The sequence below is a fragment of the Allobosea sp. 117 genome (assembly GCF_000702305.1).
GTDB lineage: Bacteria > Pseudomonadota > Alphaproteobacteria > Rhizobiales > Xanthobacteraceae > Ancylobacter.
In genome coordinates this window covers 195,017-219,964 of sequence record NZ_JNLC01000017.1, presented here as the reverse complement: position 1 = coordinate 219,964, position 24,948 = coordinate 195,017, and the positions used below count along the sequence as shown (strand labels likewise).

24 protein-coding genes and 1 tRNA gene are annotated in these 24,948 nt (G+C 67.7%); 15 read left to right on the top strand and 10 right to left on the bottom strand.

What is annotated here, in order from left to right:
- Window positions 1–355: 355 nt before the first annotated feature.
- Window positions 356–910 (top strand): single-stranded DNA-binding protein, encoded by a 555-nt coding sequence (gene ssb / locus U742_RS0119450; protein ID WP_029356090.1) that lies wholly within the window; start codon window positions 356–358, stop codon window positions 908–910.
- 76 nt (window positions 911–986) lie between these two features.
- Here ssb and U742_RS0119445 read toward each other — a convergent pair whose 3' ends face one another.
- Window positions 987–1,613, bottom strand: a complete 627-nt coding sequence (locus U742_RS0119445) for a MarC family protein (protein ID WP_029356088.1) — start codon at window positions 1,611–1,613, stop codon at window positions 987–989.
- Window positions 1,614–1,955: 342 nt separating this feature from the next.
- On the opposite strand from U742_RS0119445, the gene gyrA reads away from it, so the two are divergent.
- The 7 genes from gyrA (at window position 1,956) to tgt (ending at window position 9,024) form a co-directional block, all read left to right on the top strand.
- On the top strand, window positions 1,956–4,730 hold the full coding sequence (gyrA, locus tag U742_RS0119440) for a DNA gyrase subunit A (RefSeq protein WP_029356086.1): 2,775 nt from the start codon (window positions 1,956–1,958) through the stop codon (window positions 4,728–4,730).
- 23 nt (window positions 4,731–4,753) lie between these two features.
- The gene (locus tag U742_RS0119435) at window positions 4,754–5,047 is read left to right on the top strand and encodes a DUF2218 domain-containing protein (protein WP_029356084.1); all 294 of its coding nucleotides are present in this window, start codon (window positions 4,754–4,756) and stop codon (window positions 5,045–5,047) included.
- A 96-nt stretch (window positions 5,048–5,143) separates the two neighbouring features.
- On the top strand, window positions 5,144–5,647 hold the full coding sequence (gene coaD / locus U742_RS0119430) for a pantetheine-phosphate adenylyltransferase (protein ID WP_029356082.1): 504 nt from the start codon (window positions 5,144–5,146) through the stop codon (window positions 5,645–5,647).
- 44 nt (window positions 5,648–5,691) lie between these two features.
- Entirely contained in the window at window positions 5,692–6,261 is a 570-nt protein-coding gene (locus tag U742_RS0119425; protein ID WP_156034279.1) for a peptidylprolyl isomerase, read from the top strand.
- Between the two features lie 42 nt (window positions 6,262–6,303).
- A complete protein-coding gene (locus U742_RS0119420) occupies window positions 6,304–6,756 on the top strand; it encodes a peptidylprolyl isomerase (protein ID WP_029356078.1) in 453 nt (150 codons plus the stop codon).
- A gap of 49 nt (window positions 6,757–6,805) precedes the next feature.
- On the top strand, window positions 6,806–7,894 hold the full coding sequence (queA, locus tag U742_RS0119415) for a tRNA preQ1(34) S-adenosylmethionine ribosyltransferase-isomerase QueA (protein WP_029356076.1): 1,089 nt from the start codon (window positions 6,806–6,808) through the stop codon (window positions 7,892–7,894).
- Window positions 7,891–9,024: a tRNA guanosine(34) transglycosylase Tgt gene (gene tgt / locus U742_RS0119410; RefSeq protein WP_029356074.1), complete on the top strand. Its 1,134-nt coding sequence runs from the start codon at window positions 7,891–7,893 to the stop codon at window positions 9,022–9,024. The genes queA and tgt overlap by 4 nt, the downstream gene beginning before the upstream one ends.
- 12 nt (window positions 9,025–9,036) lie before the next feature.
- On the opposite strand, the gene wrbA is transcribed toward tgt, so the two are convergent.
- A complete protein-coding gene (gene wrbA, locus U742_RS0119405; protein WP_029356071.1) occupies window positions 9,037–9,636 on the bottom strand; it encodes an NAD(P)H:quinone oxidoreductase in 600 nt (199 codons plus the stop codon).
- 227 nt (window positions 9,637–9,863) lie between these two features.
- Between wrbA and U742_RS0119400 the strand changes: the two genes are divergently transcribed.
- Window positions 9,864–9,939 (top strand) — tRNA-Lys (locus U742_RS0119400).
- A gap of 184 nt (window positions 9,940–10,123) precedes the next feature.
- Here the strand turns inward: U742_RS0119400 and U742_RS0119395 are convergent.
- A complete protein-coding gene (locus U742_RS0119395) occupies window positions 10,124–10,936 on the bottom strand; it encodes a sulfite exporter TauE/SafE family protein (RefSeq protein ID WP_029356069.1) in 813 nt (270 codons plus the stop codon).
- Window positions 10,937–11,212: 276 nt separating this feature from the next.
- On the opposite strand from U742_RS0119395, the gene U742_RS0119390 reads away from it, so the two are divergent.
- Together U742_RS0119390 and U742_RS0119385 are read left to right on the top strand one after the other, a co-directional pair.
- Window positions 11,213–12,433: an MFS transporter gene (locus tag U742_RS0119390; RefSeq protein ID WP_029356067.1), complete on the top strand. Its 1,221-nt coding sequence runs from the start codon at window positions 11,213–11,215 to the stop codon at window positions 12,431–12,433.
- 142 nt (window positions 12,434–12,575) lie between these two features.
- Window positions 12,576–13,529: an aldo/keto reductase gene (locus U742_RS0119385; RefSeq protein ID WP_029356065.1), complete on the top strand. Its 954-nt coding sequence runs from the start codon at window positions 12,576–12,578 to the stop codon at window positions 13,527–13,529.
- A gap of 28 nt (window positions 13,530–13,557) precedes the next feature.
- Here the strand turns inward: U742_RS0119385 and U742_RS0119380 are convergent, their stop codons facing one another.
- Window positions 13,558–13,791 carry a hypothetical protein gene (locus U742_RS0119380; protein WP_156034278.1) on the bottom strand — a complete coding sequence of 78 codons (234 nt, stop codon included), beginning with the start codon at window positions 13,789–13,791 and terminating at the stop codon, window positions 13,558–13,560.
- 270 nt (window positions 13,792–14,061) lie between these two features.
- On the opposite strand from U742_RS0119380, the gene U742_RS0119375 reads away from it, so the two are divergent.
- Window positions 14,062–14,316: a hypothetical protein gene (locus tag U742_RS0119375; RefSeq protein ID WP_029356062.1), complete on the top strand. Its 255-nt coding sequence runs from the start codon at window positions 14,062–14,064 to the stop codon at window positions 14,314–14,316.
- Between the two features lie 34 nt (window positions 14,317–14,350).
- On the opposite strand, the gene U742_RS0119370 is transcribed toward U742_RS0119375, so the two are convergent.
- Window positions 14,351–14,617 carry a sulfurtransferase TusA family protein gene (locus tag U742_RS0119370; RefSeq protein WP_038362190.1) on the bottom strand — a complete coding sequence of 89 codons (267 nt, stop codon included), beginning with the start codon at window positions 14,615–14,617 and terminating at the stop codon, window positions 14,351–14,353.
- Window positions 14,618–14,748: 131 nt separating this feature from the next.
- Here U742_RS0119370 and mobB point away from each other — a divergent pair, with 131 nt between their 5' ends.
- Window positions 14,749–15,282 (top strand): molybdopterin-guanine dinucleotide biosynthesis protein B, encoded by a 534-nt coding sequence (mobB, locus tag U742_RS0119365; RefSeq protein WP_029356058.1) that lies wholly within the window; start codon window positions 14,749–14,751, stop codon window positions 15,280–15,282.
- An 84-nt stretch (window positions 15,283–15,366) separates the two neighbouring features.
- Here mobB and mobA read toward each other — a convergent pair whose 3' ends face one another.
- From mobA to recG, 3 genes are all read right to left on the bottom strand, one after another.
- Window positions 15,367–15,987: a molybdenum cofactor guanylyltransferase MobA gene (gene mobA, locus U742_RS0119360; protein WP_029356057.1), complete on the bottom strand. Its 621-nt coding sequence runs from the start codon at window positions 15,985–15,987 to the stop codon at window positions 15,367–15,369.
- A 1-nt stretch (window position 15,988) separates the two neighbouring features.
- Window positions 15,989–16,384, bottom strand: a complete 396-nt coding sequence (locus tag U742_RS0119355) for a YbaN family protein (RefSeq protein ID WP_248310425.1) — start codon at window positions 16,382–16,384, stop codon at window positions 15,989–15,991.
- A gap of 156 nt (window positions 16,385–16,540) precedes the next feature.
- Window positions 16,541–18,628: an ATP-dependent DNA helicase RecG gene (gene recG / locus U742_RS0119350; RefSeq protein WP_029356053.1), complete on the bottom strand. Its 2,088-nt coding sequence runs from the start codon at window positions 18,626–18,628 to the stop codon at window positions 16,541–16,543.
- Window positions 18,629–18,749: 121 nt separating this feature from the next.
- On the opposite strand from recG, the gene U742_RS0119345 reads away from it, so the two are divergent.
- On the top strand, window positions 18,750–19,046 hold the full coding sequence (locus tag U742_RS0119345) for an FAD assembly factor SdhE (RefSeq protein ID WP_029356051.1): 297 nt from the start codon (window positions 18,750–18,752) through the stop codon (window positions 19,044–19,046).
- Between the two features lie 16 nt (window positions 19,047–19,062).
- Window positions 19,063–22,596 carry a transcription-repair coupling factor gene (gene mfd, locus U742_RS0119340; protein ID WP_029356049.1) on the top strand — a complete coding sequence of 1,178 codons (3,534 nt, stop codon included), beginning with the start codon at window positions 19,063–19,065 and terminating at the stop codon, window positions 22,594–22,596.
- 3 nt (window positions 22,597–22,599) lie between these two features.
- Here the strand turns inward: mfd and U742_RS0119335 are convergent, their stop codons facing one another.
- Both U742_RS0119335 and U742_RS0119330 read right to left on the bottom strand, forming a co-directional pair.
- Complete coding sequence (locus tag U742_RS0119335; RefSeq protein WP_029356047.1) at window positions 22,600–22,920, bottom strand: hypothetical protein; 321 nt, start codon at window positions 22,918–22,920, stop codon at window positions 22,600–22,602.
- A gap of 135 nt (window positions 22,921–23,055) precedes the next feature.
- Complete coding sequence (locus tag U742_RS0119330; RefSeq protein ID WP_029356045.1) at window positions 23,056–24,753, bottom strand: extracellular solute-binding protein; 1,698 nt, start codon at window positions 24,751–24,753, stop codon at window positions 23,056–23,058.
- Between the last annotated feature and the right edge of the window lie 195 nt (window positions 24,754–24,948).

Genomic DNA, 24,948 nt, shown 5'->3' with positions numbered 1-24,948 from the left:
CTTCAATTCAGGCTCCGGCGAACGGCCGAAAAGCGACGCGGCCGCAAGCGGGACCTGCGTGCCGGTTCGTCGATGGCGCTCGTCGTCTCGTCCTAAGATAGTGATCCCGCTGCACCGCGTCATCACCGCTTGCGCGACCTTAATCGCGATGCTAGAACATAACAAGAACATAATCTCAGGTGCTGAAACGCGCGCAGATGTGCGCGGCGCTGCGGGTTTGGGCCGCGGCTCGCGCAAGAGTGTGGACAAGGGGCCGGTCTGCCCTCCGCGCGCGGCGCGCGGGCGGTTAGGATAGTGGTTTGGATGGCACGGTTCCGAGGCGGGCCCGCTGGGCGCCTCGACATGGAGGAACGGGATGGCGGGCAGCGTCAACAAGGTGATCCTGGTCGGCAATCTCGGCCGCGACCCGGAGGTGCGTACGTTCCAGAACGGCGGGCGGGTCTGCAATCTGCGCATCGCGACGTCCGAGACCTGGCGCGACAAGGCGTCCGGCGAGCGGCGCGAGCGCACCGAATGGCACAGCGTGGTGATCTTCAACGAGAACCTGCTGCGCGTCGCCGAGCAGTATCTGCGCAAGGGCTCCAAGGTCTATATCGAGGGCCAGCTCGAGACCCGGAAGGCGACCGACCAGGGGGGCGCGGAGCGCTATTTCACCGAGGTCGTGCTGCGCCCGTTCCGTGGCGAGCTGACGATCCTCGACAGCAAGGGTGGCGGCTCCGAGTCGGGTGAAGACTATTCCGCCGGCGGCAGCGATTTCGGCTCCGGCGGTTCGGGTTTCGGCGGCTCTTCGGGTGGCCGAAGCTTCGGCGGCGGAGGCGAGCGCCGGCCGGCTGCGGTCGGAGGTGGCGGCAGCGGCGGTGGTGGTGGCCGTCCGAGCAGCGCCGATCTCGACGACGAGATTCCGTTCTGACCGGTGCGGGCGGACGTTCGGGCCTCCGCCTGGTTCGACCGCCGCCCGGCTGGCCGGAGACGGCGGCCGGAGGCGGTCACGTGAAGAACGACGCCTTGATGCCGTCGATGACGAACTGCACGGCAAGCGCGGTGAGCACCACGCCGAGCAGGCGCGTCAATATGGCATTGCCGGTCACGCCGAGCAGCCGGTCCATGCGCTCGGCGGCGAGATAGACGGCAAGGCAGCTCGCGATCACCGCCACGGTGATCGCGAACAGGATCGCCAGCAGGGCGGGCTCGCCCCGCGCCTCGCCGGCCAGCAGCATCATCGCGGTGATCGCCCCGGGGCCCGCCATCAGCGGAATGGCGAGCGGGAACACCGCGAGATTGTGCAGGTGCTGCTCGCGCAGCGCCGCCTCGGCGGTATCCGGCTTGCGCTCGGTGCGCCGCCCGAACACCATCTCGAAGGAGATGGCGAACAGCAGCAGCCCGCCGGCGATGCGGAAGGCGGGGAGGCTGATGCCGAGCGCGGCGAGCAGCGGCGCGCCTATCGCCCCGAACACCACGAGGATCGCCAGCGCGATGCCGGAGGACCGCCAGGCGACGCGCCGGCGCTCCGCCTCCGACAGTCCGCCGGTAACCGCCAGGAAGAGGGGCGCGAGCCCGATCGGATCGAGCACCACCAGCATGGTGACGGCGGCCGAAATGAAAAAGTCGAGCATTCCCGTCGGCCCCCACCCCAAATCTCAAGCCCCAAGGTCTCGAGCCCCAAGGTCTCGCGCCCCAAGCCGCCGCCGTCCCGGCACCGTCGTTCGTCCGGCCCGCCTTGTGGCCGGACCAGGCGATGCGCCCCGGAAGCGCCGCCGATGGTTCACCTCCATTCGGGAGGTAGCCATGAACCATTTGGCCATGCTTCCGCCATGTTCTCCACCGGGTTCCAAAAGACAATCATAACACATTGATATATATATTGTTTTCGGAGGCCTCGAAAGCCCGCTTCGCTGGTGTCCCGCAACGGAATCGGCTATCAAGCGAGCGGTTCCGCAACTACGGAAAGTGCTTCCTTGTCCGATTCCGATACCAGCAGGCCGGAGGACGGCGGTCCTTCGGACATCAGGCCCGTCTCGATCACCGACGAGCTCTCTCGCAGCTATCTCGACTACGCGATGAGCGTCATCGTCTCGCGCGCGCTGCCCGACGTGCGCGACGGCCTGAAGCCGGTGCACCGGCGCATCCTGTTCTCGATGCGCGAGAACAACTACACGCCCGACCGCGCCTACAACAAATCCGCCCGCGTCACCGGCGATACGATGGGCAAGTACCATCCGCACGGCAACCAGGCGATCTATGACGCGCTCGTGCGCCTCGCGCAGGATTTCTCGATGCGTCTGCCGCTGGTGGACGGGCAAGGGAATTTCGGCTCGGTGGACGGCGATCCGCCGGCGGCGGAGCGCTACACCGAGGTGCGCCTCGCCCGCCCGGCGATGGCGCTGCTCGACGACCTCGACAAGGACACCGTCGACTTCCAGGACAATTATGACGGGCGAGAGCAGGAGCCGACCGTCCTGCCGGCCCGCTTCCCGAACCTGCTCGTCAACGGCGCCGGCGGCATCGCCGTCGGCATGGCGACCAACATCCCGCCGCACAATCTCGGCGAGGTGATCGACGCCTGCGTCGCGCTGATCGACGAGCCCGACATCGATGTCGAGCGCCTGATCGAGCTGATCCCGGGTCCCGACTTTCCGACCGGCGCCCTCATCATCGGCCGCAGCGGCATCCGCCAGGCCTATCTCACCGGCCGCGGCTCGATCATCATGCGGGCCCGCACCAGCATCGAGACGCTGCGCCGCGAGCGCGAGGCGATCATCGTCACCGAGATTCCCTATCAGGTGAACAAGGCGACGATGATCGAGCGCATGGCCGAACTGGTGCGCGACAAGCGCATCGAAGGCATCGCCGAGATCCGCGACGAATCCTCGCGCGAGGGCCTCAGGGTCGTCATCGAGATCAAGCGCGACGCGCAGGCCGACATCGTGCTGAACAACCTGTTCCGCATGACCGCGCTGCAGACCTCCTTCGGCGCCAACATGGTGGCGCTGAACGGCGGCAAGCCGGCGGTGATGACGCTGCACGACCTCTTGACCAGCTTCGTCGCCTTCCGCGAGGAGGTCATTAGCCGGCGCACGAAATTCCTTCTGCGCAAGGCGCGCGACCGCGCCCATGTGCTGGTGGGCCTCGCCATCGCGGTCGCCAATATCGACGAGGTGATCCGCACCATCCGCACCTCGCCGGACCCCAACACGGCGCGCGAGCTGCTGATGAGCCGTGACTGGCCGGCGGCGGATGTCGCGCCGCTGATCGTGCTGATCGACGATCCGCGCCACCGCATCGCCGAGGACGGCACCTACCGGCTCTCCGCCGAGCAGGCGCGCGCGATCCTCGATCTGCGCCTGCAGCGCCTCACCGCGCTCGGCCGCGACGAGATCGCCGACGAGCTCGACAGCATCGCGGTCGAGATCAAGGACTATCTGGAGATCCTGGCCAGCCGCGCGCGCATCCGCGCCATCGTCCGCGAGGAGCTGCTCGCGATCCGGGAGGAGTTCGGCACGCCGCGGCGCACCGAGATCCTCGAGGCGGAAGGCGACTTCGAGGACGAGGACCTGATCGCCCGCGAGGACATGGTCGTCACCGTGTCGCATGCCGGCTACGTCAAGCGCGTGCCGCTCTCGACCTACCGGGCGCAGCGGCGCGGCGGCAAGGGCCGCTCGGCCATGCAGACGCGCGAGGAGGATTTCGTCACCCGCCTCTTCGTGGCCTCGACACATGCGCCGGTGCTGTTCTTCTCCTCCAAGGGGCAGGTCTACAAGCTCAAGGTCTGGCGCCTGCCCGTGGCGGCGCCGCAGGCGCGCGGCAAGGCGCTGGTCAACATCCTGCCGCTGGACGCCGACGAGCGCATCACCTCGATCATGCCCCTGCCGGACGAGGAGGCCTGGAGCCGGCTACAGATCATGTTCGCGACCACCGGCGGGACGGTCCGTCGCAACGAGCTGTCCGACTTCACCAATGTGAACCGCAACGGCAAGATCGCCATGAAGCTGGAGGAGGGCGAGCAGATCGCCGACGTCCAGCTCTGCAGCGACATCGACGACGTGCTGCTCACCACCGCGAAGGGCCAGTGCATCCGCTTCCCGACCACCGAGGTGCGGGTGTTCAAGGGCCGCGACTCCATGGGCGTGCGCGGCATCCAGCTCGACAGCGACGACCGCGTCATCTCGATGGCGATCATCCGCCATGTCGAGGCGAGCTCCGAGGAGCGCGCCGCCTACATCAAGATGGCCAATGCCGTCCGCCGTAGCCAGAACGGCGTCGAGGGCGAGGCCGAGGAAGCGATCGAAGTCGAGGCCGAGGAACTGCCGGGCGAGGGTGCTGCCGCCGGTGTGCCGGCTCAGGTCGATCAGGACCGCTATATAGAGATGAGCGCGGCCGAGCAGTTCATCCTCACCGTTTCGCAGAACGGCTACGGCAAGCGCACCTCGTCCTTCGAGTACCGCATCACCCGGCGCGGCGGCAAAGGCATCGTCGCCATGGCGGTGAACGGGCGGAACGGGCCGCTGGTCGCGTCCTTCCCGGTGGAGGAGACCGACCAGATCATGCTGGTCACCGATGGCGGCCAGCTCATCCGCTGCCCGGTCGACGGCATCCGCATCGTCGGGCGCGGCAGCCAGGGCGTCATCGTCTTCAACACCGCCGATGACGAGAAGGTCGTCTCGGTCGAGCGCGTGACCGAGGACGAGACCGGCGAGGACGACCTCGATCTGGAGGAGGGCGGCGCGGCCTGAGGGCGCGCCGCCGGAGCCGGGCCATGATCAGCAGTGCGTGCCTCGTCCCTACCGCCCATGCGAGCCGCTATCTGCAGCAGCTCTGCAAGCACTGGAGCCACAGGCTCACCGTCTCCTTCACCCCCGAAAGCGGGAAGGTGGAACTGCCGGAGGGCGCGGTGCTGCAGCTCGTGGCGCGGCTCGACAATCTGGACCTCGACCTCGGCGCGCCCGATGCCGGGACACTGGAGCGCATGAAGGGCGTGGTGCAGCGGCATCTGGACCGCTTCGCCTTTCGCGAGGCGCCGCTCGTCTTCGACTGGCGGGACGCCGATTGAAACCGGCTGTCCGGCCGGATCGGAGCCGATGCACAACCCTTGCGCGGATCGCGCGTCGCGGCTAACGCTTTGCACGCTTTCACCGGCACGAGGTTCATGACCGTTCGCACCGCCTTCTATCCCGGCTCGTTCGACCCGCCGACCAACGGCCATGTCGAGGTCGCGCGCGCCGCCGCCCGGCTCGCCGACCGGCTGGTGGTGGGCATCGGCGTGCATCCGGGCAAGGCGCCGCTGTTCGAAGCGGAGGAGCGGCTGGTCATGCTGCGCGAGGTGTTCGCGCCGGTGGCGGCGGAGGCCGGCGCCGAGCTCGATTGCGTCACCTTCGACGATCTGGTGGTCGACGCCGCGCGCCGCCACGGGGCGCATCTGCTCATTCGCGGGCTGCGTGACGGGACCGACCTCGATTATGAGATGCAGATGGCCGGCATGAACGCGACGCTGGCGCCGGCGGTCCAGACCGTATTTCTGCCGGCGTCTCCCATCGCCCGCCCCATCACCGCCACTCTGGTGCGGCAGATCGCTGCCATGGGCGGCGACGTCTCGGCCTTCGTGCCGCCCGCCGTGCTGGCGCGGCTGTCTGCCCGCTTCGGCAGAACCTGACACCCGACGGACGACATGTCCGCGACGCTCAACGGAGTTTTCCCATGCTTCGACGCCTGATCACCGCACTGGCCGTGCCGGCCGCGCTGCTGATCGCGCTTGCGGTAGTGCCGATCTCCCTGCCCGCCGCCGCGCAGGGCAAGAAGACCGACCCGCAGAACACGATCCTCCTGGAGACCACCAAGGGTCCCGTGGTCATCGCCCTGCGCGCCGACATCGCCCCGAAGCACGCCGAGCGCATCAAGAAGCTGGCGCGCGAGGGCTTCTACAACAACGTGCCGTTCCACCGGGTCATCGAGGGCTTCATGGCCCAGACCGGCGATGGCCAGTACGGCAACGGCACCGGCGGCTCGAAATATCCGGACCTGCCGGCCGAGTTCTCCAAGGTGCCGTTCAAGCGCGGCACCGTCGGCATGGCCCGCGCCTCGGCGCCGGACAGCGCCAATTCCCAGTTCTTCATCTGCTTCGACGACGCCTCCTTCCTGAACGGCCAGTACACCGTGATCGGCGAGGTCGTCTCGGGCATGGAGAATGTCGACAAGCTCAAGCGCGGCGAGCCGGTGGCGAACCCGGACAAGATCGTCACCATGAAGGTGGCCGCCGACGCGCAGTGAGGGTTCGCCGGAGGCGAAGCCCCAAAACACGAGGAGACAGATATGAGCGACGAAACCACGCTGCTGCTCGAGACGACGCAGGGCCCGGTGAAGATCCGCATGCGCCCCGACCTCGCGCCCGGCCATGTCGCGCGCATCACCGAGCTGGTGAATGACGGCTTCTATGACGGCGTCGTCTTCCACCGCGTCATCGACGGCTTCATGGCGCAGACCGGCGATCCGACCGGCACCGGCCGCGGCGGCTCCGGCCAGAAGCTGAAGGCCGAGTTCAACAAGGGCCGGCATGTGCGCGGCACCGTTTCGATGGCGCGGGCCCAGAGCCCGGATTCGGGCGACAGCCAGTTCTTCATCTGCTTCGGCGACGCCTCCTTCCTCGACGGCCAGTACACCGTCTGGGGCGAGGTGATCGAGGGCATGGAGAACGTCGACAAGATCAAGCGCGGCGAGCCCGTCATGAACCCGGACAAGATCGTCTCCGCCAAGATGGCGGCGTGATCTCCATCCCATCGGCCTCACCCTGCCCGCAGGGTGAGGCATTCGAGACATGCGCGTCGATCTCTTCGATTTCGAGCTGCCGCCCGAGCGCATCGCGCTCCGGCCCGTCTCGCCGCGCGACGCGGCGCGCATGCTCGTCGTGCGGCCCGGCGACACGCATGAGCTGACCGACGCCCACGTCCGCGACCTTCCCGAACTGCTCGCGCCGGGCGACGCCCTGGTGGTGAACGACACCCGCGTCGTTCCCGCCCGGCTGAACGGCGTGCGTCATCGCGCCGGCGGCAGCGATGTGCGCGTCGAGGCGATGCTCCACAAGCGCGTCGCGCCCGACGCATGGCTCGCGCTCGCCCGCCCGGGCAAGCGGCTCGCGATCGGCGACCGCATCCATTTCGGCGGCGAGAACGAAGCGTGCCTGCTCGGCACGCTGGACGCCACCGTCGCCGAGAAGGGCGAGGGCGGCGAAATCCGCCTGCAGTTCGATCTCTCGGGACCGGCCCTCGACGAAGCCATCGCGACGGTCGGGCACATCCCGCTGCCGCCCTATATCGCGGCAAAGCGGCCGGACGACCTGCGCGACCGCGCCGACTATCAGACCATGTTCGCCGATGCGGAGGGCTCGGTCGCGGCCCCCACGGCCGGCCTCCATTTCACCCCGCAGCTCGTCGAGCGGCTCGCCGCGCGCGGGATCGAAACCCATCGCGTGACCCTGCATGTCGGGGCCGGCACCTTCCTGCCGGTGAAGGCGGACGACACCAGCGCGCACCGCATGCATGCCGAATGGGGCGAGATCTCCGCCGTGACCGCGGACGCCTTGAACGCCGTGAAGGCGCGGGGAGGGCGTGTCGTCTCGGTCGGCACCACGGCGACGCGGCTGCTGGAAAGCGCGGCGTCCGAGGAAGGCCGGCTCAAAGCATGGCACGGCGAGACCGACATCTTCATCACGCCCGGCACGCGCTTCCGCTTCATCGACGGCATGCTGACGAACTTCCACCTGCCGCGCTCGACCCTCGTGATGCTGGTCGCCGCCTTCATCGGCCACGAGGCGCAGAAGCGCGCCTATGCCCACGCCATCGCGCAGGGCTACCGCTTCTATTCCTATGGCGACGCCTGCCTTTTGCTGCCAAAAGCTGCGCCATGAGCGATCCGTTTCGATTTACCCTGCGGGCGGTCGACGGCGCCGCGCGCCTCGGTGAGATTTCGACACCGCGCGGCACCATCCGCACGCCCGCCTTCATGCCGGTCGGCACCGCCGGCACGGTGAAAGGCATGTATCCCGAGCAGGTCCGCGCGCTTGGCGCCGACATCATCCTCGGCAACACCTATCACCTGATGCTGCGGCCCGGTGCCGAGCGGGTGGCGGCACTGGGCGGCCTGCACGAATTCGCCCGCTGGCCCTATCCGATCCTCACCGATTCCGGCGGCTTCCAGGTCATGTCGCTGGCGAGCCTGCGCAAGCTGACCGAGGAGGGCGTGACCTTCCGCTCGCATGTCGACGGCGCCTATCACGCGCTCACCCCGGAACGTTCGGTCGAGATTCAGGGGCTTCTCGGCGCCGATATCCAGATGCAGCTCGACGAATGCGTGCGCCTGCCGGCGACGCACGACGACATCGCGCGCGCGCTCCGGCTCTCGCTGCGCTGGGCGGAGCGCTCCAAGCGCGCCTTCGAGGCCCAGCCGCCGGGCCGCGCTCTGTTCGGCATCGTACAAGGGGGCGACGACGAGGAGCTGCGGATCGAATCCGCGCGCGGCCTCGTCGATATCGGCTTTCCGGGCTATTCGATCGGCGGCCTCGCCGTCGGCGAGCCGCAGGCGGTCATGCTGCGCATGATCGAGACGGTGGCGCCGGTGCTTCCCGACGACCGGCCGCGCTACCTCATGGGCGTCGGCACGCCGGACGACATCGTGGAATCGGTCGCCCGCGGCATCGACATGTTCGACTGTGTGATGCCGACCCGCGCCGGGCGGCACGCGCTCGCCTTCACCCGCTTCGGCAAGATCAACCTGAAGAACGCCCGCCACGCCAACGACCCGCGTCCGCTGGACGAGGAAAGCGATTGCCCGGCGGCGCGGGACTATTCGCGCGCCTATCTGCACCATCTCATTCGTTGCGACGAGATGCTGGGCTCGATGCTGCTGACCTGGGTGAACCTCGCCTATTACCAGCATCTGATGGCCGGCATCCGCGCGGCGATCGACGAGGGACGGTTCGACGACTTCCGCGCAGCGGTGAAGGAAGGCTGGGCGCGGGGAGATATCCCCCCGCGCTGAGGCCCGCTATGTTCAGCCGTGCAGCTTCGCCGCGATGGACGCGACATGCTTGCCCTGGTAGCGCGCGCCGGCAAGCTCGACTTCGGAAGGCTGGCGGCTGCCGTCGCCGTCGGTGATCGTCGAGGCGCCATAGGGCGAGCCGCCCTTGATCTCATCGACGCCCATCTGGCCCTGGAAGGCATAGGGCAGGCCGACCACCACCATGCCGTGATGCAGGAGGGTGGGGACGAAGGACAGAATGGTCGATTCCTGCCCGCCATGCTGCGTGGCGGAGGAGGTGAAGACCGAGCCGACCTTGCCGACCAGCCCGCCGGTGAACCACAGGCCGCCGGTCTGGTCGATGAAGCTGCGGAGCTGCGAGGTCACGTTGCCGAAGCGCGTGCCCGAGCCGAAGATGATCGCGTCATAGTCCTTGAGCTCGTCGACGGTGGCGATGGGCGCCGCCTGGTCGAGCTTGAAGCCGGCCTTCTGGGCCACCTCCAGCGGCACCGTCTCCGGCACCCGCTTCACGGCGACCTCGGCGCCGGCCTCGCGGGCGCCCTCGGCGACCGCATTGGCCATCGCTTCGATGTGCCCGTAGGAGGAATAGTAGAGGACGAGAACCTTGGCCATGTCAGTCGGCTCCTGATCGCGGGCGCCTCATGGCCACCCGGTGTGATGTCATGGCCGAAAGCTAAGCACCCGAGACACGCAAACAAAGCAGCGTTTCTGAATATCAGAATTGCAAAACTGCAAAAATCGAGAGCGGCGGCGGGACGCCTTATGTGCCATGGTCCACAGCTCGCGGATCACGGCGAAGCTTGCCTTCCAGCGCCGAAACGCTTAAGCCCCGCGCGTGGGAGCCCGTAGCTCAGCCGGTAGAGCACGTGACTTTTAATCATGGGGTCTCGGGTTCGAATCCCGACGGGCTCACCACAAATATCGAGTAAATACGTTAGCTTAGATGGAGGTCGCGGTAGGCTGCGGCCTTCACTTTGCTGACAATTGCTACTGGGGGGCCTGCAGGGGTTCAAATCGCGCCCCATAATTCACTGACTTGCCGCTGAGCGGGTATGCTGTGAGGAGGGCATACTGGGGACACGTCGGCGCGCCCGACCTTTCAGGTGTGCCGCCAAACCTTGACCGCTGAAAGCAGCAGAAGGATCGCGAGGAAGGGCAGCAGAAATTCGTTGGGCACCACTCCCAGCAATTGCCCTCCGATGAAGGCGCCGACAATCGACCCCGCCGCCATTGTGATTGCGAACGACCGATTCCGTCCGAGCACCGAAAAGCTACCATCGCGACTGTAGCGAGCAAAAGCGGCGATCATAGTCGGCAGGCTTACCGCCAACGACAGACTTCCCGCCAGTTTGATATCGGCGCCGAACAGGAGAACGATTGTCGGGATGAGCAATTCGCCGCCTGCAACGCCAAGGATCGCGGCAACGATACCGATGGCAAAGCCTGCGCCTATGCCGACGAAGACCTGTAGCGGCATGTCGAAGAGTGGGCGCCCGGTGCCATTCGGATCATGCCCCAACAGCAAGACGACGGCGATCATGACAAGTAAGAGCGCGATCACCTTGTAAAGGGATTCTGACCGCAGACGAGTCGCCCACCCGGCTCCCAGCCATGCTCCCGCGATGCTGCCGGCAAGGAGGTTGACGATAATCGGCCAGTGAGAGGCCAACTCTGAGAACGGCACGGCGCTCGCGCGAAACGGGAGCGCGAACGCGACGACGATCAGGCTCATGGCCTTGTTCAAAATCACCGCTTCAAGAGCGGGAAAGCTGAAGAAGCCGATCAGGATCGGAAGCCGGAATTCGGCACCGCCGAGGCCGATCATTCCGCCAAAGATACCGATGATACACCCAGCGGCAAACGCGGCGACCTTGCTGCTTCTGCTCTTCGCCGGATGATCTGTGGCGGTCATTGGCTATTCCCCGTTGAATACAACGAGACCCAAGCCATGGAAGAGCGGCAACGTCAACCGGTTGGACGTCTCGCCTCTTCGCACTGGTGGGGGTCTCAGAGTCTCGGGGGTGCCACTCGTGGCCAGAGCTCCACGGGCGGCAAGGATCGGCACGAACAGGGCGGAAACCCCGTGCGGCGCCGGGGGCGCTCGACGCTACTGATGAAGTTGTCCGACGACCTGTTTTGCGTTAGTGAACATACGACGCCAGCTTCGAAAACTTAAGAAAACATTCTCATGAACGTGAACGCGTCGACGGCAATCGCCCATCGCGCCGCTATGCCTGTGCTGATCGCATTGAGCGTCACGCACCTGCTGAACGACATGATCCAGTCGCTCATCCCGGCGATCTATCCGATCATCAAGGCGGCCTATGCGCTCGACTTCGGGCAGATCGGGCTGATGACCCTGACATTCCAGGTCGCCGCCTCGCTCCTGCAGCCGCTCGTCGGCCTCTACACCGACAAGCATCCCATGCCCTATTCGATGGTCCTCGGCATGGCATTCACCCTGACCGGCCTTGTCGGCCTGGCATCGGCCGGGAGCTACCCGCTGCTGCTGGTGGCGGCGGCCTGCGTCGGCATCGGGTCGTCCATCTTCCACCCCGAGGCGACGCGGATGGCCCGGAATGCGTCCGGCGGGCAGCACGGGCTGGCGCAGGGCATCTTCCAGGTCGGCGGACAGACCGGCGGCGCGCTCGGACCGCTGCTGGCCGCCTTCATCATCGTTCCCAACGGTCAGGGCAGTCTCGCCTGGTTCTCCGTGGCGGCGCTGGTCGCCATGGTGCTCATGACCTGGACGGCCGGGCGCGCCGCGCTCATCGGCAAGCAGCGCAAGGCGGCGCGGGCCGCCACCGGACCGGACTTCGACCGTCAGCGCACCGCTCCGCCGCCTTCGGTCGTCATTCCCGCCATCGCCATACTGATCGTGCTGCTCTTCTCGAAGAACGCGTACACGGCGAGCTTCACCTCGTTCTACACCTTCTATCTGATGGGCAAGTTCGGGGTTTCACTCCAGACCTCGCAGGTCATGCTGTTCCTCTTTCTCCTCTCGTCGGCGGCCGGAGCGGTGGGTGGCGGCATGCTGGGAGACAGGATCGGGCGCGACAAGGTCATCTGGTTCTCCATTCTCGGAGCGCTCCCCTTCACGGTCCTGCTGCCCTATGTGGACCTGTTCTGGACGGGCGTCCTGACCGTCATCATCAACCTGATCATGTCGAGCGCCTTCGCCGCCATCCTGGTCTATGCCATCGACCTGATGCCCGATCGCATCGGGCTGGTCGGCGGCTTCTTCTACGGACTTACCTTCGGCCTCGGCGGCATCGCGGCGGCGATGCTCGGGGAAATCGCGGACGTGATCGGCATCGAGGCCGTGTATCGTATCTGCTCGTTCCTCCCGGCCATCGGGCTGCTTGCCTGGTTCCTGCCGAGCCCGCGGCAGATCAACGGCATTCCCTGACGCCCGACGAAACGAGAACCGGATAGCCATGAGGACCGCCATGATGTCGGCAGCGCCACGTCGCGGTCATTTGCGCAGCTCCGCGCCCCGATTGGGATAATGTCGGGACGCCAGAGATGAGGCCAGACACGAGGTCAGACAGATGGAAAAGCGCGCCCTGGGCTCCACCGGTCTTTCGATCGCCCCGATCGTGTTCGGCGGCAACGTGTTCGGCTGGACCATCGACGAGAAGACCAGCTTCGAGGTGCTCGACGCCTTCGTCGACCACGGCTTCAACGCCATCGACACCGCCGACGTCTATTCCGCATGGGTGCCCGGCAACACGGGCGGAGAATCCGAGACCATCATCGGCAACTGGCTGAAGGCCCGCCCCGGCATGCGCAACAGGGTGGCCATCTTCACCAAGGTCGGGTCCGTGGGCGGCGGCCCTCATCCGGGGGCGCTGTCCGAGGAATGGATCGTGAAGGCGGTCGAGGGTTCGCTCTCCCGGCTCGGCATCGAGGCGATCGACCTTTATTTCTCGCACTGGCCGGATCCGGCGACGCCCTATGAGGAAACCCTCGCCGCTTACGGAAAGCTCCTGCGGGCCGGCAAGGTGAAGGCCATTGGCGCGTCCAACCTGAACGCCGCCCAGCTCGCCGATGCGCTCAAGGTCGCGAAGGACAGGGGCCTGCCGCACTATCAGGTGCTTCAGCCGGAATACAACCTCTATGACCGCGCCTCCTATGACGGCGTGCTGCGCGAACTGTGCATGGCCGAGGGGCTGGGCGTCGTGACCTATTTCAGCCTGGCCTCCGGCTTCCTGTCCGGCAAGTACCGGTCGGCGGCGGATCTCGGCCAATCGCAGCGCGGGGATCGCGTGGCGAAATATCTGACCCCGCGCGGCGAGGCGATCCTGAAGGCGCTCGACCACGTCGGGGCCGGTCATGGCGCCAAGCCCGCCGAGGTGGCGCTCGCCTGGCTGATCGCGCGCAAGGGCGTCACCGCGCCCATCGCCAGCGCCACGCGCGCCGCCCATGTCGCCAGCTTCGCCAAGGCGGCCAGCCTGCGGCTGGCCACCGAGGATATCGCGGCGCTCGATCAGGCAAGCGCATAAGCCGAGACGCGGCTTGTCGCGGCGATGACTATGGGACGTGATCGGCAGGCGCGCGGACGGCGTTCGCGCCGCAGGCTGCCCGCTCGGTTGCCGCCCGCTCGATCTCCGGTCGGAGCACGGCCAGCGCCACCAGCACGACGCGCTCCATGACCCGCGCCTCGTCGACGTCGTCCTCGTCCGGCAATTCGTTGAGGGAGCGCTCCCACTCCGCCAGGGCCGCGGCTACAGCGCGCGCCAGGGTATCTGCGGAAATCTCATTCATGACACGCACCGCGACGAACGAAGACGCCGCCCGTCACCCGACTTCATATGCCGTCGCGTGACTGCCCGTCTTTCGTGGCGTCCGTGGCCGCCTCCCGGATCAAGCGACATTATGACGCAATATTAGCGCAGTTTCGCAAATAAACTATACGCAGTTCCACGGCGTGAATTGGCGGAGCTCCTTGAACCGGGCCGCTCCACGCGGGAACGCTTCAATGCCGCCGCCGTTATGAGGTGGGCGGTCTTTGCCTTCTCTGCCGGAGCCATTCCCATGAACAGCACCCCCGACATGCAGCGCCTCAGGGCGGATGCCAGCGGCAATACGGGGCTCGGCCACGCTCTGGCGGCGGCCGTGCCGAACTTCGCCTCGCCGGAGGATGCGGTGAACTTCCTCACCGATCGCGGCTTCGACGTCACCGCGCGCGATCTGCTGGAAGCCGCCGCCGACGAGGCGCGGGAGGAGACGCCGGTCGGCGAGGGAGAGGGCGGCTACGGCGCGCTGATGCGCTTCATCCTCGATCATTAGAGCATGCTCCAACGTATTGAAATGGAGCACCTTCTTATCGATCAGGTGATCCCACCTGATCGGAAAGGGCTCTAGCCGCGCGGATGCGGAAGACGAACGAGCCCTCGCGCCTGTCTTCGCCTTCCAGCGTCAGGCCCAGTTGCCGCACGAGATGCGGGATGTCGATCACCGACATCGGATCGGTGCATTCCACCTCGACCAGCGCGCCCGCTGCCGCGCGCTCGAGCGCCCGGCGCGTGTGAAGCGCGGGCAGGGGGCATTTGAGCCCCCTGAGATCGAGGCGGATGTCGGCAGCCGTCATGAATGTCTCCCGGCCGGCGGATTAAGCCCCGCGCGCGCCGCAGGCAAGGACCTGCCGCCGCCGACCTGGCCGCCGCGGGTTGACAACCCCCGCGGGACTGCCGGATGGGTCCTTGAAAAGGGAGAAGCGCCATGAGGGTCATCGGCTTTGCAGGGTGGAGCGGTGCGGGAAAGACGACACTGCTCGCCCAGCTCATCCCCGTCCTTGTGGGGCGGGGCCTGAACATATCCACCGTGAAGCACGCGCATCACGATTTCGACGTCGACAAGCCCGGCAAGGACTCGCACACCCACCGCATGGCGGGCGCCCGCGAGGTGCTGATCTCCTCCGCCAACCGCTGGGCGCTGATGCATGAGCTGCGCGGGGCGCCGGAACCGGAGCTGCCCGAATTGCTGGCCCGTCTGTCGCAGGTCGATCTGGTACTGGTCGAGGGCTTCAAGCGCGACGGCCATCCGAAGATCGAGATCCATCGCGCGGAGGTCGGCAAGCCGTTCCTTCATCCCGACGACCCGAAGATCATCGCCATCGCCTCCGACCATCCGCTCGACGGCATGGCTCTGCCGGTCATCGACCTGAACGACATCGAGGCGATCGCCGATTTCGTGGAAGCGCACGCCATCCCCGTCGACACGGTGGAATGGCGGCTAGAGTCTTTCCGCATTTAACGGAAAGACTCTAAGTTCTTATCTTATAGCGCTTTCTTCACGCGAACCGGTTTCCACTTCGCTCGAAAACGCTCCAAATCCGGCTCACGCCGAGGGGTGAAGGGCCAGCATGGCCTCCGCCGCCGCGAATTCGTCCGGCGTGTTGACGTTGAAGAACGGGTCGCAGGGCGTATCCGGCCACTCGACCCGCGCGGCTTCGAGGTGGCGGGTCCACATGCCGGCGCGCCGCTCGCCGTCATCGATGAGAAGGCGCCGCAGCTCATCCCGGCGCGCTACCGGAAACAGGCCGACGACTGGATGATCGCGGCCACCGGATGCCGCGAAGGCCGCATCCTTCGTGGTCAGCCCTTCCTGAAGCCGCTCGACGAGATCGAGGGGCAGGAAAGGACAGTCGGCCGGCACGCTGAGCACCCAGCCGGCCTGCGGCTCATGGCGGGCGACATGGTCCATGCCGGCGAGCAGGCCGGCGAGCGGTCCCGGATGGTCCGGCGCTGCGTCCGGCACGATCGGCAGGTCCACGCCGAACCGCGCCGGAGCACCATTCGCGTTCAGTAGCAGCGCTCCGACCTGCGGGCGGATGCGCGCCACGACCCGGTCGAGGATGCGCTGCCCGCCGAGAAGCCGCAGCGCCTTGTCGCCCCCGCCCATGCGCCGCGACAGGCCGCCGGCGAGGATGAGCCCGGCGATCGCGTCCCGTGCGTTCACGTCACGCCACCGGGCGGGTGAGGAGATAGGCGGCCAGCGCGACGAAGATCGCGCCGACGATCGCCAGCACCGGCACCGAGACGCGCAGCGCCACCATCAGGCCGAAGCTGAAGGCCATGCTGCCCGTCGCCACCCATTGCGCCCAGCGCGGCACGGCGCCGGTCTCGCGCCAGGCAATGACCGCCGGTCCGAGTCGCGGATGGGTGATCAGCCACGCCTCGAAGCGCGGCGAGGAGCGCGAAAACAGCCAGGCGGCGAGGATCAGGAACACCGTGCCCGGCATCAGCGGCGTGACGAGGCCGACGATACCGAGGCCGACGCAGACCCAGCCGAGCGCGAACAGCATCCAGCGTCCCGCGGCGCGGCCGGGCATGTTGTTCGGGCGATCGTCCATCATGCAGCGCACTATAACGGCCTTGCGCGAGGACACGAACCGCCGGCGCGCCGATTGGAACGCCTCCATCCGCGCCGGAAAATGCGTGTCGGGCAATGACGCTAACTCCATGCCCAGGTCAGCCTTTGATGCGGTAGCCCTTCAATTTTTGGGGAAGGACTACCCGGCATCGAGCAGCTTCACCGCGACGTCGCGCTCGAACAGGTGCAGCAGCAGCCGCAACGCCCGGCCGCGGGGGCCCAGAAGATCCGGGTCCTCCTGCACGACGGCCTTCGCGTCGGCGCGGGCCGCTTCGAGGAGGTCGCCATGCCGTTCGAGCCGCGCCACCCGAAAGCCGGGAAAGCCGCTCTGCCGCGTGCCGAGCACGTCGCCCTCGCCGCGCAGCTTCAGGTCCTGCTCGGCGAGAAAGAATCCGTCTTCCGATTCCCGCAGCGCCCGCAGCCGCTGCTCGGCGATCGGCCCGAGCGGCGGCCGGTAGACCAGCAGGCAGGTCGAGGCTTCCTCCCCGCGCCCGACCCGCCCGCGGAGTTGGTGGAGCTGGGCGAGACCGAAGCGCTCGGCATGCTCGATCACCATGATCGAGGCCTCCGGCACGTCGACGCCGACCTCGACCACCGTGGTGGCGACCAGAAGCCGCGTCTCGCCGCTCGCGAACGCAGCCATCGCCGCATCCTTCTCGGCGCCCTTCATCTTGCCGTGCACGAGGCCGACGCGGCTGCCGAAATGCTGGCGCAGATCGGCGAAACGCGCCTCGGCGGCGGCAAGGTCCGAGCTTTCCGATTCATCGACCAGCGGGCAGATCCAGTAGGCCCGGCGCCCTTCCCGCAGCGCGTGGCCCAGCCGTTCCACAACCTCGTGCAGGCGCTCGGAGGAGATGGTGGCGGTGGTGATCGGCTTGCGGCCGGCCGGCTTCTCGCGCAGCTCGCTCGAATCCATGTCGCCGAAATAGGTGAGCACCAGCGTGCGCGGGATCGGCGTCGCGGTCATCACCAGCACGTCGACGGCCTCGCCCTTGGCGGCCAGCGCGAGACGCTGGTGCACGCCGAAACGGTGCTGCTCGTCGACGATGGCAAGCGCAAGATCGCCGAAGGCCACGCCCTCCTGGAACAGCGCATGGGTGCCGACGACAAGGTCAACCTCGCCGTTGCGCAGGCCGGCGAGCAGTTCCTCGCGCACGCGCCCTTTCTCACGCCCGGTGAGCAGCGCGACCCTGAGGCCTGCGGCGGCCGCGATCGGCGCTATGGTCTTCAGATGCTGGCGCGCGAGGATTTCCGTCGGCGCCATCAGGGCCGCCTGCCGGCCGGCTTCCACGACGGACGCCGCCGCCAGAAGTGCCACCACCGTCTTGCCGGAGCCGACATCGCCCTGCAGCAACCGCAGCATGCGGTTCTCCGAGGCGAGATCGGCGCGGATGGCGGCCAGGGCCTCGCGCTGCGAGCCGGTGAGGGTAAAGGGCAGGGCGGCCTCGATCCGCGCCGCGATGCGTCCGTCGCCGACGCTCGATCGGCCGGTGCTCCGCACGGCGCGCGAGCGCACCAGCGCCAGAGCGAGCTGGCCGGCCAGCAGCTCGTCATAGGCGAGCCGCCGCCACGCCGCGCCGTCCGGCCCCGCAGCCTCGGGAACGGCGGGATGGTGCACGGCCTGAAGCGCCGCCCGGAAGCCGGGCGATCCGGCCGGGAGCCTGTCCTGCCATTCCGGCAGCTCCCGCGCGATCGTCAGCGCCGCATCGACGGCGCGCCGCACATGGCCGTGGCCCAGCCCCTCGACGAGAGGATAGAGCGGCTCGACCGGCGGCAGTTTCGCGAGGCCCGCCGCGTCGACCACCCGGTCGGGATGCGTCATCTGCCGCATGCCGTCATAAAGGGTGATCGTGCCGGACACCCAGCGCACCTCGCCGACCGGCAGCAGCCGCTCCATCCGCCCGCGATCGGCATTGAAGAAGGCGAGGGTGAGGTCGCCCGTCTCGTCATGCACATGGACGCGATAGGGCGCGCGCGAGCCGCGCGGCGTCGGCCGGTGCTGATCGACTGTGACCTCCAGCGTCACCACCGTGTCCGGCAGCGCCTCGGCGATGGTCGGGCGCGCGCGCCGGTCGATGGCGGAAGAAGGCAGGTGCAGCAGCAGGTCCAGCACCCGCGCGCCATCCGGCCGGTCGAGCAGCCGGTTGAACGGGCGCGCAAGCTTCGGCCCGATGCCGGCGAGCTCGGTGATCGAGGCGAAATAGGGGTTGAGGACGTCGGGCCGCATCGTGGCGCGAAGGTGGACGAACCCCGCCCGCCGCGCAACGGCATGCACGGAAACACCTGACAGCCGCCGCGGAGCGCGCTAAACAGCGGCCCTTCTCGCAATTGCGAACCGCGAGGCCCATATGACCGGCACCACGATCTCCAGCGCAGGGCTCGACGAGCGCCGGCGGCGTATCCTCTATCGCGCCTGGCACCGCGGCACCCGCGAGATGGACCTGCTGATGGGCCGCTTCGCCGACGCGCACCTCGCCGCGCTGACCGACGCGGATGTCATCGACTTCGAGCGCCTGATCGAGGTTGAGGACCCGGACCTGTTTGCCTGGCTCGGTGGCCTTGAACCGCCGGCCGATTTCGACACACCCGTCTTCCGCCGTTTCCGGCAGTTCCACCTGTCCGGCGAAGGCGTGCCCGACATGTAAAGGCCGTGCCTGCCCGATGAAGCCCCGCTCTCCCAACGATCTCGCCGCGCGCCTCGCCTCCGGGCGCACCGTCACCCTCGCCAATGTCCCTGCCGGTATGCAGGGGCTGGTGGTGGCCGATCTCGCGCGCACGCTCGCCGCGCGGCCCGATGCGCCATGGCCGACGCTGGTCGTGGTCTGCCGCGATTCCGAGCGCATGGCGGAGATGGAACGCGCGCTCGGCTTCTTCGCACCGGGTGTCGAGGTGCTGCCGCTGCCCGCCTGGGATTGCCTTCCCTACGACCGCGCCTCGCCGAACGGCGCCGTCGTCGCCCGCCGCATGACGACGCTGGCACGCCTCGCCCGCGTCAAGGGCCGCGAGGCAGGCAGCATCGTTCTCACCACCGTCAACGCCGCCCTGCAACGGGTGCCGGCGCGCAGCCTGATCGCCACGCAGTCCTTCTCCGCCGCGCCGGGCAACGCGCTCAACCTCGACGAGGTGGTCGCCTGGGCTGAGGTCAACGGCTTCCTGCGTACGCCCACGGTGCGCGACACCGGCGAATATGCGGTGCGCGGTGGCATCCTCGACCTGTTCCCGCCCGGACTGCCGGCGCCGATCCGGCTCGACTTCTTCGGCGACACACTCGAATCCATCCGCTCCTTCGATCCCGAAACACAGCGCACGGCGACCCAGATGCGTGCGCTCGACCTCGTGCCGATGAGCGAGCTGCAGCTCACCTCCGAGACCATGCGCCGCTTCCGCATGGCCTATGTCGCCGCCTTCGGCGCGGCCCAGCGCGGCGACCTGCTCTATGAGGCGGTCAGCGAGGGTCGCCGCTATCCCGGCATGGAGCACTGGCTGCCGCTGTTCCACGAGGGGTTGGATACCATCTTCGACTATGCCGGCGGCGCGCCGCTGGTGATGGAGGCGCAGGCCGAGGACGCCGCGCGCGAGCGTCTCGCGCAGATCGCGGACTATTACGACGCCCGCCGCGACGCGCTCGATCACACTGGTCAGAATACAGGCGGACATGGCGCGCCCTACAAGCCGCTGCCGCCGGACGCCCTCTATCTCACCGCCGAGGAATGGGCGCGCGACCTCGGCGAGCGCGCCAATGTGCGCCTCAGCGCCTTCGCGCTGCCGGAGAGCGCCGAGGTCGTCGATCTCAACGGCCGCCCGGCGCGCAATTTCGCGCCCGAGCGGGCCGATCCGGACGCCAACGTCTTCCAGAGCGCCGCCGACTATCTCGCCGACCTCGCCAAGGCCAAGCGCACCATATTGGCCGCATGGTCCGATGGCTCGCGCGACCGGCTGGCGACCGTACTGGCTGACCACGGCCTGAAGGGCACGCAGTCGGTCGGCACCCGAGACGCCGCCGACAAGCTGCCGGCGGGCGCCATCGGCCTCGCCGTGCTCGGCATCGAGAACGGATTCGAGACGGACGGCCTCGCCATCATCGGCGAGCAGGACATTCTCGGCGACCGCCTGGTGCGCCCGAAGCGCAAGGCGCGGCGCCCGCAGGACGTGATCGCCGAGCTCACCTCGCTCACCGCCGGCGACCTCGTGGTACATGTCGATCACGGCATCGGCCGCTTCGTCGGGCTGAAGACCATCGAGGCGATGGGCGCCCCGCACGACTGCCTCGAAATCCACTATGCGGAAGGCTCCAAGCTCTTCCTGCCGGTGGAGAACCTCGAGCTTCTGTCGCGCTACGGCTCGGAGGACACCGAGGCGCAGCTCGACCGGCTCGGCGGCGGCGGATGGCAGGCGCGCAAGGCGCGGATGAAGAGCCGCATCCGCGAGATGGCGGCCGAGCTCATCAAGGTCGCCGCGCAGCGCCAGCTCCGCGAGGCGCCGCGCCTCGTGCCGGCGGCCGGGCTCTATGACGAGTTCCGCGCGCGCTTCCCCTATGAGGAGACCGAGGACCAGGACGCCGCCATCGAAGCGGTGTTCGACGATCTCGGCTCCGGCCATCCCATGGATCGCCTTGTCTGCGGCGATGTCGGCTTCGGCAAGACCGAAGTTGCTCTAAGGGCGGCCTTCGCGGTGGCGATGAGCGGTAAGCAGGTTGCCGTCGTGGTGCCGACGACGCTACTGGCCCGCCAGCACTTCAAGACCTTCTCCGAGCGCTTCAAGGGGCTGCCGGTCGTGGTGCGGCAGGCCTCCCGTCTCGTGACCGCGAAGGACATGGCTGAGACCCGCAAGGGCCTCGCCGACGGCACCGTCGACATCGTGGTCGGCACCCATGCGTTGCTCGGAAAGGCCATATCCTTCAAGGACCTCGGCATCGTCATCGTCGACGAGGAGCAGCATTTCGGCGTCGGCCACAAGGAGCGGCTGAAGCAGATGCGCGCCGAGGTGCATGTGCTGACCCTCACCGCGACGCCGATCCCCCGCACGCTGCAGCTCGCCATGACCGGCGTGCGCGAGCTCTCCATCATCGCCTCGCCACCGGTCGACCGTTTGGCGGTGCGCACCTTCGTCACCCCGTTCGATCCGCTGATCGTGCGCGAGGCGCTGCTGCGCGAGCGCTATCGCGGCGGCCAGAGCTTCTATGTCTGCCCGCGCATCGAGGACCTGTCGGAGGTGAAGGACTTCCTCGACAAGCAGGTGCCCGAGGTGAAGGTCGCGGTGGCGCACGGCCAGATGGCGGCGAGCCAGCTCGAAGAGATCATGTCGGCCTTCTATGACGGCCAGTTCGACGTGCTGCTCTCCACCACAATCGTCGAGTCCGGCCTCGACATCCCGACCGCCAACACGCTGATCATCCACCGTGCCGACATGTTCGGCCTCGCCCAGCTCTACCAGCTCCGCGGGCGCGTCGGCCGCTCGAAGACCCGCGCCTATGCGATCTTCACCCTGCCGGCGGAGAAGGCGATCACCGCGCAGGCGGAGCGTCGGCTGAAAGTTCTGCAGTCGCTCGACACGCTGGGTGCTGGCTTCCAGCTCGCCAGCCACGACCTCGACATCCGCGGCGCCGGCAATCTGCTCGGCGACGAGCAGTCCGGTCACATCAAGGAGGTCGGCTACGAGCTCTATCAGGAGATGCTGGAGGAGGCGATCGCCAACCTCAAGGCCGGCATCACCGAGCCGGTCGCCGACAAGTGGTCGCCGCAGATCTCCATCGGCACGCCGGTGCTGATTCCGGAGGACTATGTCGCCGACCTGCATGTGCGGCTCGGCCTCTATCGCCGCCTCGCGGATATCGAGGCCGACGCCGAGATCGAGCAGATCGGCGCCGAGCTGGTGGACCGCTTCGGTCCCGCTCCGCCGGAAGTCGACCAGTTGCTCAAGCTGGTCGCCATCAAGGCGCTGTGCCGCCGGGCGAATGTCGAGAAGGTCGATGCCGGCCCGCGCGGCGCGGTGCTGAGCTTCCGGGATTCGAAATTCCCGAACCCCGCCGGCCTCGTCGCCTATCTCGGCAAGCCGCACGTCATCGCCAAGGTGCGGCCGGACCTGAAGGTGGTGTTCTCCGACGATTGGCCGAGCGCCGAAGCGCGCCTCAAGGGCACCGGCGCGATCCTGAAGGAGCTCGCCCGCATCGCCGAGCAGGTGGCGAAGGCGGCCTGACCGTCAGGGGCCGGGCGGCGCCATGTCGTTGTCGGGCATGACATCGGCGTCGTTGTCCGAGCCCGGGCCGGCGATATCGGGGAAGTCGCCGCCCGCCTGCGCCTCGTAATCCTGGCTCTTGTCCGCGCCGGGATTGTCGGGAAGCGGGCCATAGTCGAGAAAGTTGGGGTTGTTCAGCGGCTTGAACTGAATGACCTCGCCCGGCTCACCCCCCGGACCCGGCTCCACCTTGGGATGCACCGTGATGTGTTCCTGGGCGACGGCAATGGCGGGCGCGGCACCGAGCAGGGCGGCGGCGAGCGAGGCGAACAGGGCAGTACGCATGGGTCTTGGTTCCGATCCTCGGCGCCGGGCTGGCGGCACCTCTTCCCTAAGGACCCCTTTAGCCCCCCGCTGTCCAGTCGCGGCCGATGCCAGCGTTAAAGGTTTGCGACCGACTGTGGCCTGCCGGCCATGGCCTCAGCTTCCCTGCCACCAGCTCTCGGCGAGCGTGCCGGATAGCGAGACGACCGTCGGCCGCTCCACCTTGCGCCAGCGCGCCACCCATTGGCCGGGCGTGTGGAACAGCGGCACGGAGAACTGCGCCGAGATAAGCACCCGGTCGAGCGCCCGCACCGCGGCGACGAAATCGCTGCGCTCGCGCGCGACCAGCAGCGCCTGGATCATCGCGTCCGCCGCCGGGCTCTTCAGTCCCATGAAGTTGCGCGTGCCCGGCGTGTCGGCCGCCGCCGAGCCGAAATAGAAGGCCTGCTCGTTGCCCGGGGACAGCGACTGGTCCCAGATATAGGGCACCATGTCGTAGTCATAGGTCTGCTTGCGCGCCTCGAACTGCACATTGTCGACGAGGCGTATCTCCAGCGTGATGCCGGCGCGCTTGAGCATCCGCTGATAGGCCAGCGCGAGGCGCTCCTGGTCCTTGGTGCCGACCAGCAGCTCGGCGGCGAAGGGCTTGCCGCTCGCCTTCGACACCAGCGTGCCCTTGTCGAGGCTCCAGCCGGCGGCATCGAGCAGGGCGAGCGCCCGGCGCAGGCTCTCCCGGTCGCGCCCGGAGCCATCGGAGACCGGCGGCTGCCAGGTGCCGTCCATCACCGCCGGCAGCACCGCATCCGGGAAGGGCGCGAGCAGCTTGCGCTCGACCTCTCCGGCAGGCCGGCCGCGCGCGGCGAGCTCGGAGCCCTCGTAGAAGCTGGCGGTGCGCTTGTAGACGTCGAAATAGAGGTTGGGATTGACCCATTCGAAGTCGAACAGCTCGACCATGGCGGCGCGGACCCGCGCATCGGCGAAAATCTCGCGCCGCATGTTGAAGATCAGCGCGGAATAGGGCTTCGGCATGCCGGTCTCGATCTCCTCGAGCCGGATGCGCCCGTCGCGCACGGCGGGAATGTCGTAGCCGGTCTTCCAGCGGCCGGGATCGGTCTCGAAGCGTATGTCGTAGAGACCGCGCTTGAACGCCTCGAACTGGCTGTTCACGTCGCGGTAGAAATCGTAGCGCAGCCTGTCGAAATTATAGAGGCCGCGATTGACCGGCAGGTCCCGGCCCCAATAGGCCGGCGAACGCTCGAGGATGACGGTCTCGCCCGGCTTCACCTCGGCGGCGACATAGGGGCCGCTGCCGAGCGGCGCGCGGAACGTCGTCTCCTCGAAGGTCGCCGGGTTGACCGCATGCTTCGCCAGCACCGGCATCAGGGCGAGGATCAGCGGCAGCTCGCGGTCCTTCTCCGCGAAGTCGAACCGCACGCCGTTGCTGCCATAGGCCGAGGCCTTCGCGACCTTGCTGTAATAGCTGCGGTGATTCGGCCGCCCCTTGCTGCGCAGCAGCTCGTAGGAGAACAGAACGTCGTCCGGCGTCACCGGCGCGCCGTCGGAAAAGCGCGCGCGAGGGTCGAGCTCGAAGGCGACATAGCTGCGCTCGTCGTCCGTCTCCACGCTTCGCGCGAGCAGCCCATACATCGTGAACGGCTCGTCCGGGCTGCGCGCCATCAAGCTTTCGACAATGTTCCAGCGGATGAAGGGAGGGGCCGTACCTCGTACGATGAAGGGGTTAAGGCTGTCGAAGCTCGCCACGGCGGCCTGCACGAGCTGTCCGCCGCGCGGGGCCTGCGGGTTGACGCTTCGATAATGCGTGAAGTCCGGGGGATACAGCGGCGTGCCGTGCATGGCGATGCCATGGACGGGCGAAACACCGGCGAAGGCGCCAGATGGGCGCAACGCCATTGCGCCGAACATGAGCGCGGTGTTACGCAGCACGCGGCGTCGGGTGATATCGCTCAAGGCTTGCGCTCCTGACGGCCGGCATTGTGAGTCGGTCAACGCAACGAAACTAACACGGACGGTCGGGGCGGAATGCCACAG

Excerpts from the sequence above, each read along its gene's own strand:
- U742_RS0119435 (WP_029356084.1), top strand. The coding sequence starts at position 4,754 with ATGATCAGCAGTGCGTGCCTCGTCCCTACCGCCCATGCGAGCCGCTAT.
- ssb (WP_029356090.1), top strand. The coding sequence starts at position 356 with ATGGCGGGCAGCGTCAACAAGGTGATCCTGGTCGGCAATCTCGGCCGC.
- U742_RS0119355 (WP_248310425.1), bottom strand. The coding sequence starts at position 16,384 with ATGATGGACGATCGCCCGAACAACATGCCCGGCCGCGCCGCGGGACGC.
- U742_RS0119380 (WP_156034278.1), bottom strand. The coding sequence starts at position 13,791 with ATGAATGAGATTTCCGCAGATACCCTGGCGCGCGCTGTAGCCGCGGCC.
- wrbA (WP_029356071.1), bottom strand. The coding sequence starts at position 9,636 with ATGGCCAAGGTTCTCGTCCTCTACTATTCCTCCTACGGGCACATCGAA.
- mobB (WP_029356058.1), top strand. The coding sequence starts at position 14,749 with ATGAGGGTCATCGGCTTTGCAGGGTGGAGCGGTGCGGGAAAGACGACA.
- U742_RS0119335 (WP_029356047.1), bottom strand. The coding sequence starts at position 22,920 with ATGCGTACTGCCCTGTTCGCCTCGCTCGCCGCCGCCCTGCTCGGTGCC.
- U742_RS0119445 (WP_029356088.1), bottom strand. The coding sequence starts at position 1,613 with ATGCTCGACTTTTTCATTTCGGCCGCCGTCACCATGCTGGTGGTGCTC.
- mfd (WP_029356049.1), top strand. The coding sequence starts at position 19,063 with ATGAAGCCCCGCTCTCCCAACGATCTCGCCGCGCGCCTCGCCTCCGGG.
- U742_RS0119425 (WP_156034279.1), top strand. The coding sequence starts at position 5,692 with ATGCTTCGACGCCTGATCACCGCACTGGCCGTGCCGGCCGCGCTGCTG.
- U742_RS0119370 (WP_038362190.1), bottom strand. The coding sequence starts at position 14,617 with ATGACGGCTGCCGACATCCGCCTCGATCTCAGGGGGCTCAAATGCCCC.
- U742_RS0119330 (WP_029356045.1), bottom strand. The coding sequence starts at position 24,753 with ATGCACGGCACGCCGCTGTATCCCCCGGACTTCACGCATTATCGAAGC.
- coaD (WP_029356082.1), top strand. The coding sequence starts at position 5,144 with ATGACCGTTCGCACCGCCTTCTATCCCGGCTCGTTCGACCCGCCGACC.
- queA (WP_029356076.1), top strand. The coding sequence starts at position 6,806 with ATGCGCGTCGATCTCTTCGATTTCGAGCTGCCGCCCGAGCGCATCGCG.
- recG (WP_029356053.1), bottom strand. The coding sequence starts at position 18,628 with ATGCGGCCCGACGTCCTCAACCCCTATTTCGCCTCGATCACCGAGCTC.
- U742_RS0119345 (WP_029356051.1), top strand. The coding sequence starts at position 18,750 with ATGACCGGCACCACGATCTCCAGCGCAGGGCTCGACGAGCGCCGGCGG.
- U742_RS0119375 (WP_029356062.1), top strand. The coding sequence starts at position 14,062 with ATGAACAGCACCCCCGACATGCAGCGCCTCAGGGCGGATGCCAGCGGC.
- U742_RS0119395 (WP_029356069.1), bottom strand. The coding sequence starts at position 10,936 with ATGACCGCCACAGATCATCCGGCGAAGAGCAGAAGCAGCAAGGTCGCC.
- U742_RS0119420 (WP_029356078.1), top strand. The coding sequence starts at position 6,304 with ATGAGCGACGAAACCACGCTGCTGCTCGAGACGACGCAGGGCCCGGTG.
- tgt (WP_029356074.1), top strand. The coding sequence starts at position 7,891 with ATGAGCGATCCGTTTCGATTTACCCTGCGGGCGGTCGACGGCGCCGCG.
- U742_RS0119385 (WP_029356065.1), top strand. The coding sequence starts at position 12,576 with ATGGAAAAGCGCGCCCTGGGCTCCACCGGTCTTTCGATCGCCCCGATC.
- U742_RS0119390 (WP_029356067.1), top strand. The coding sequence starts at position 11,213 with ATGAACGTGAACGCGTCGACGGCAATCGCCCATCGCGCCGCTATGCCT.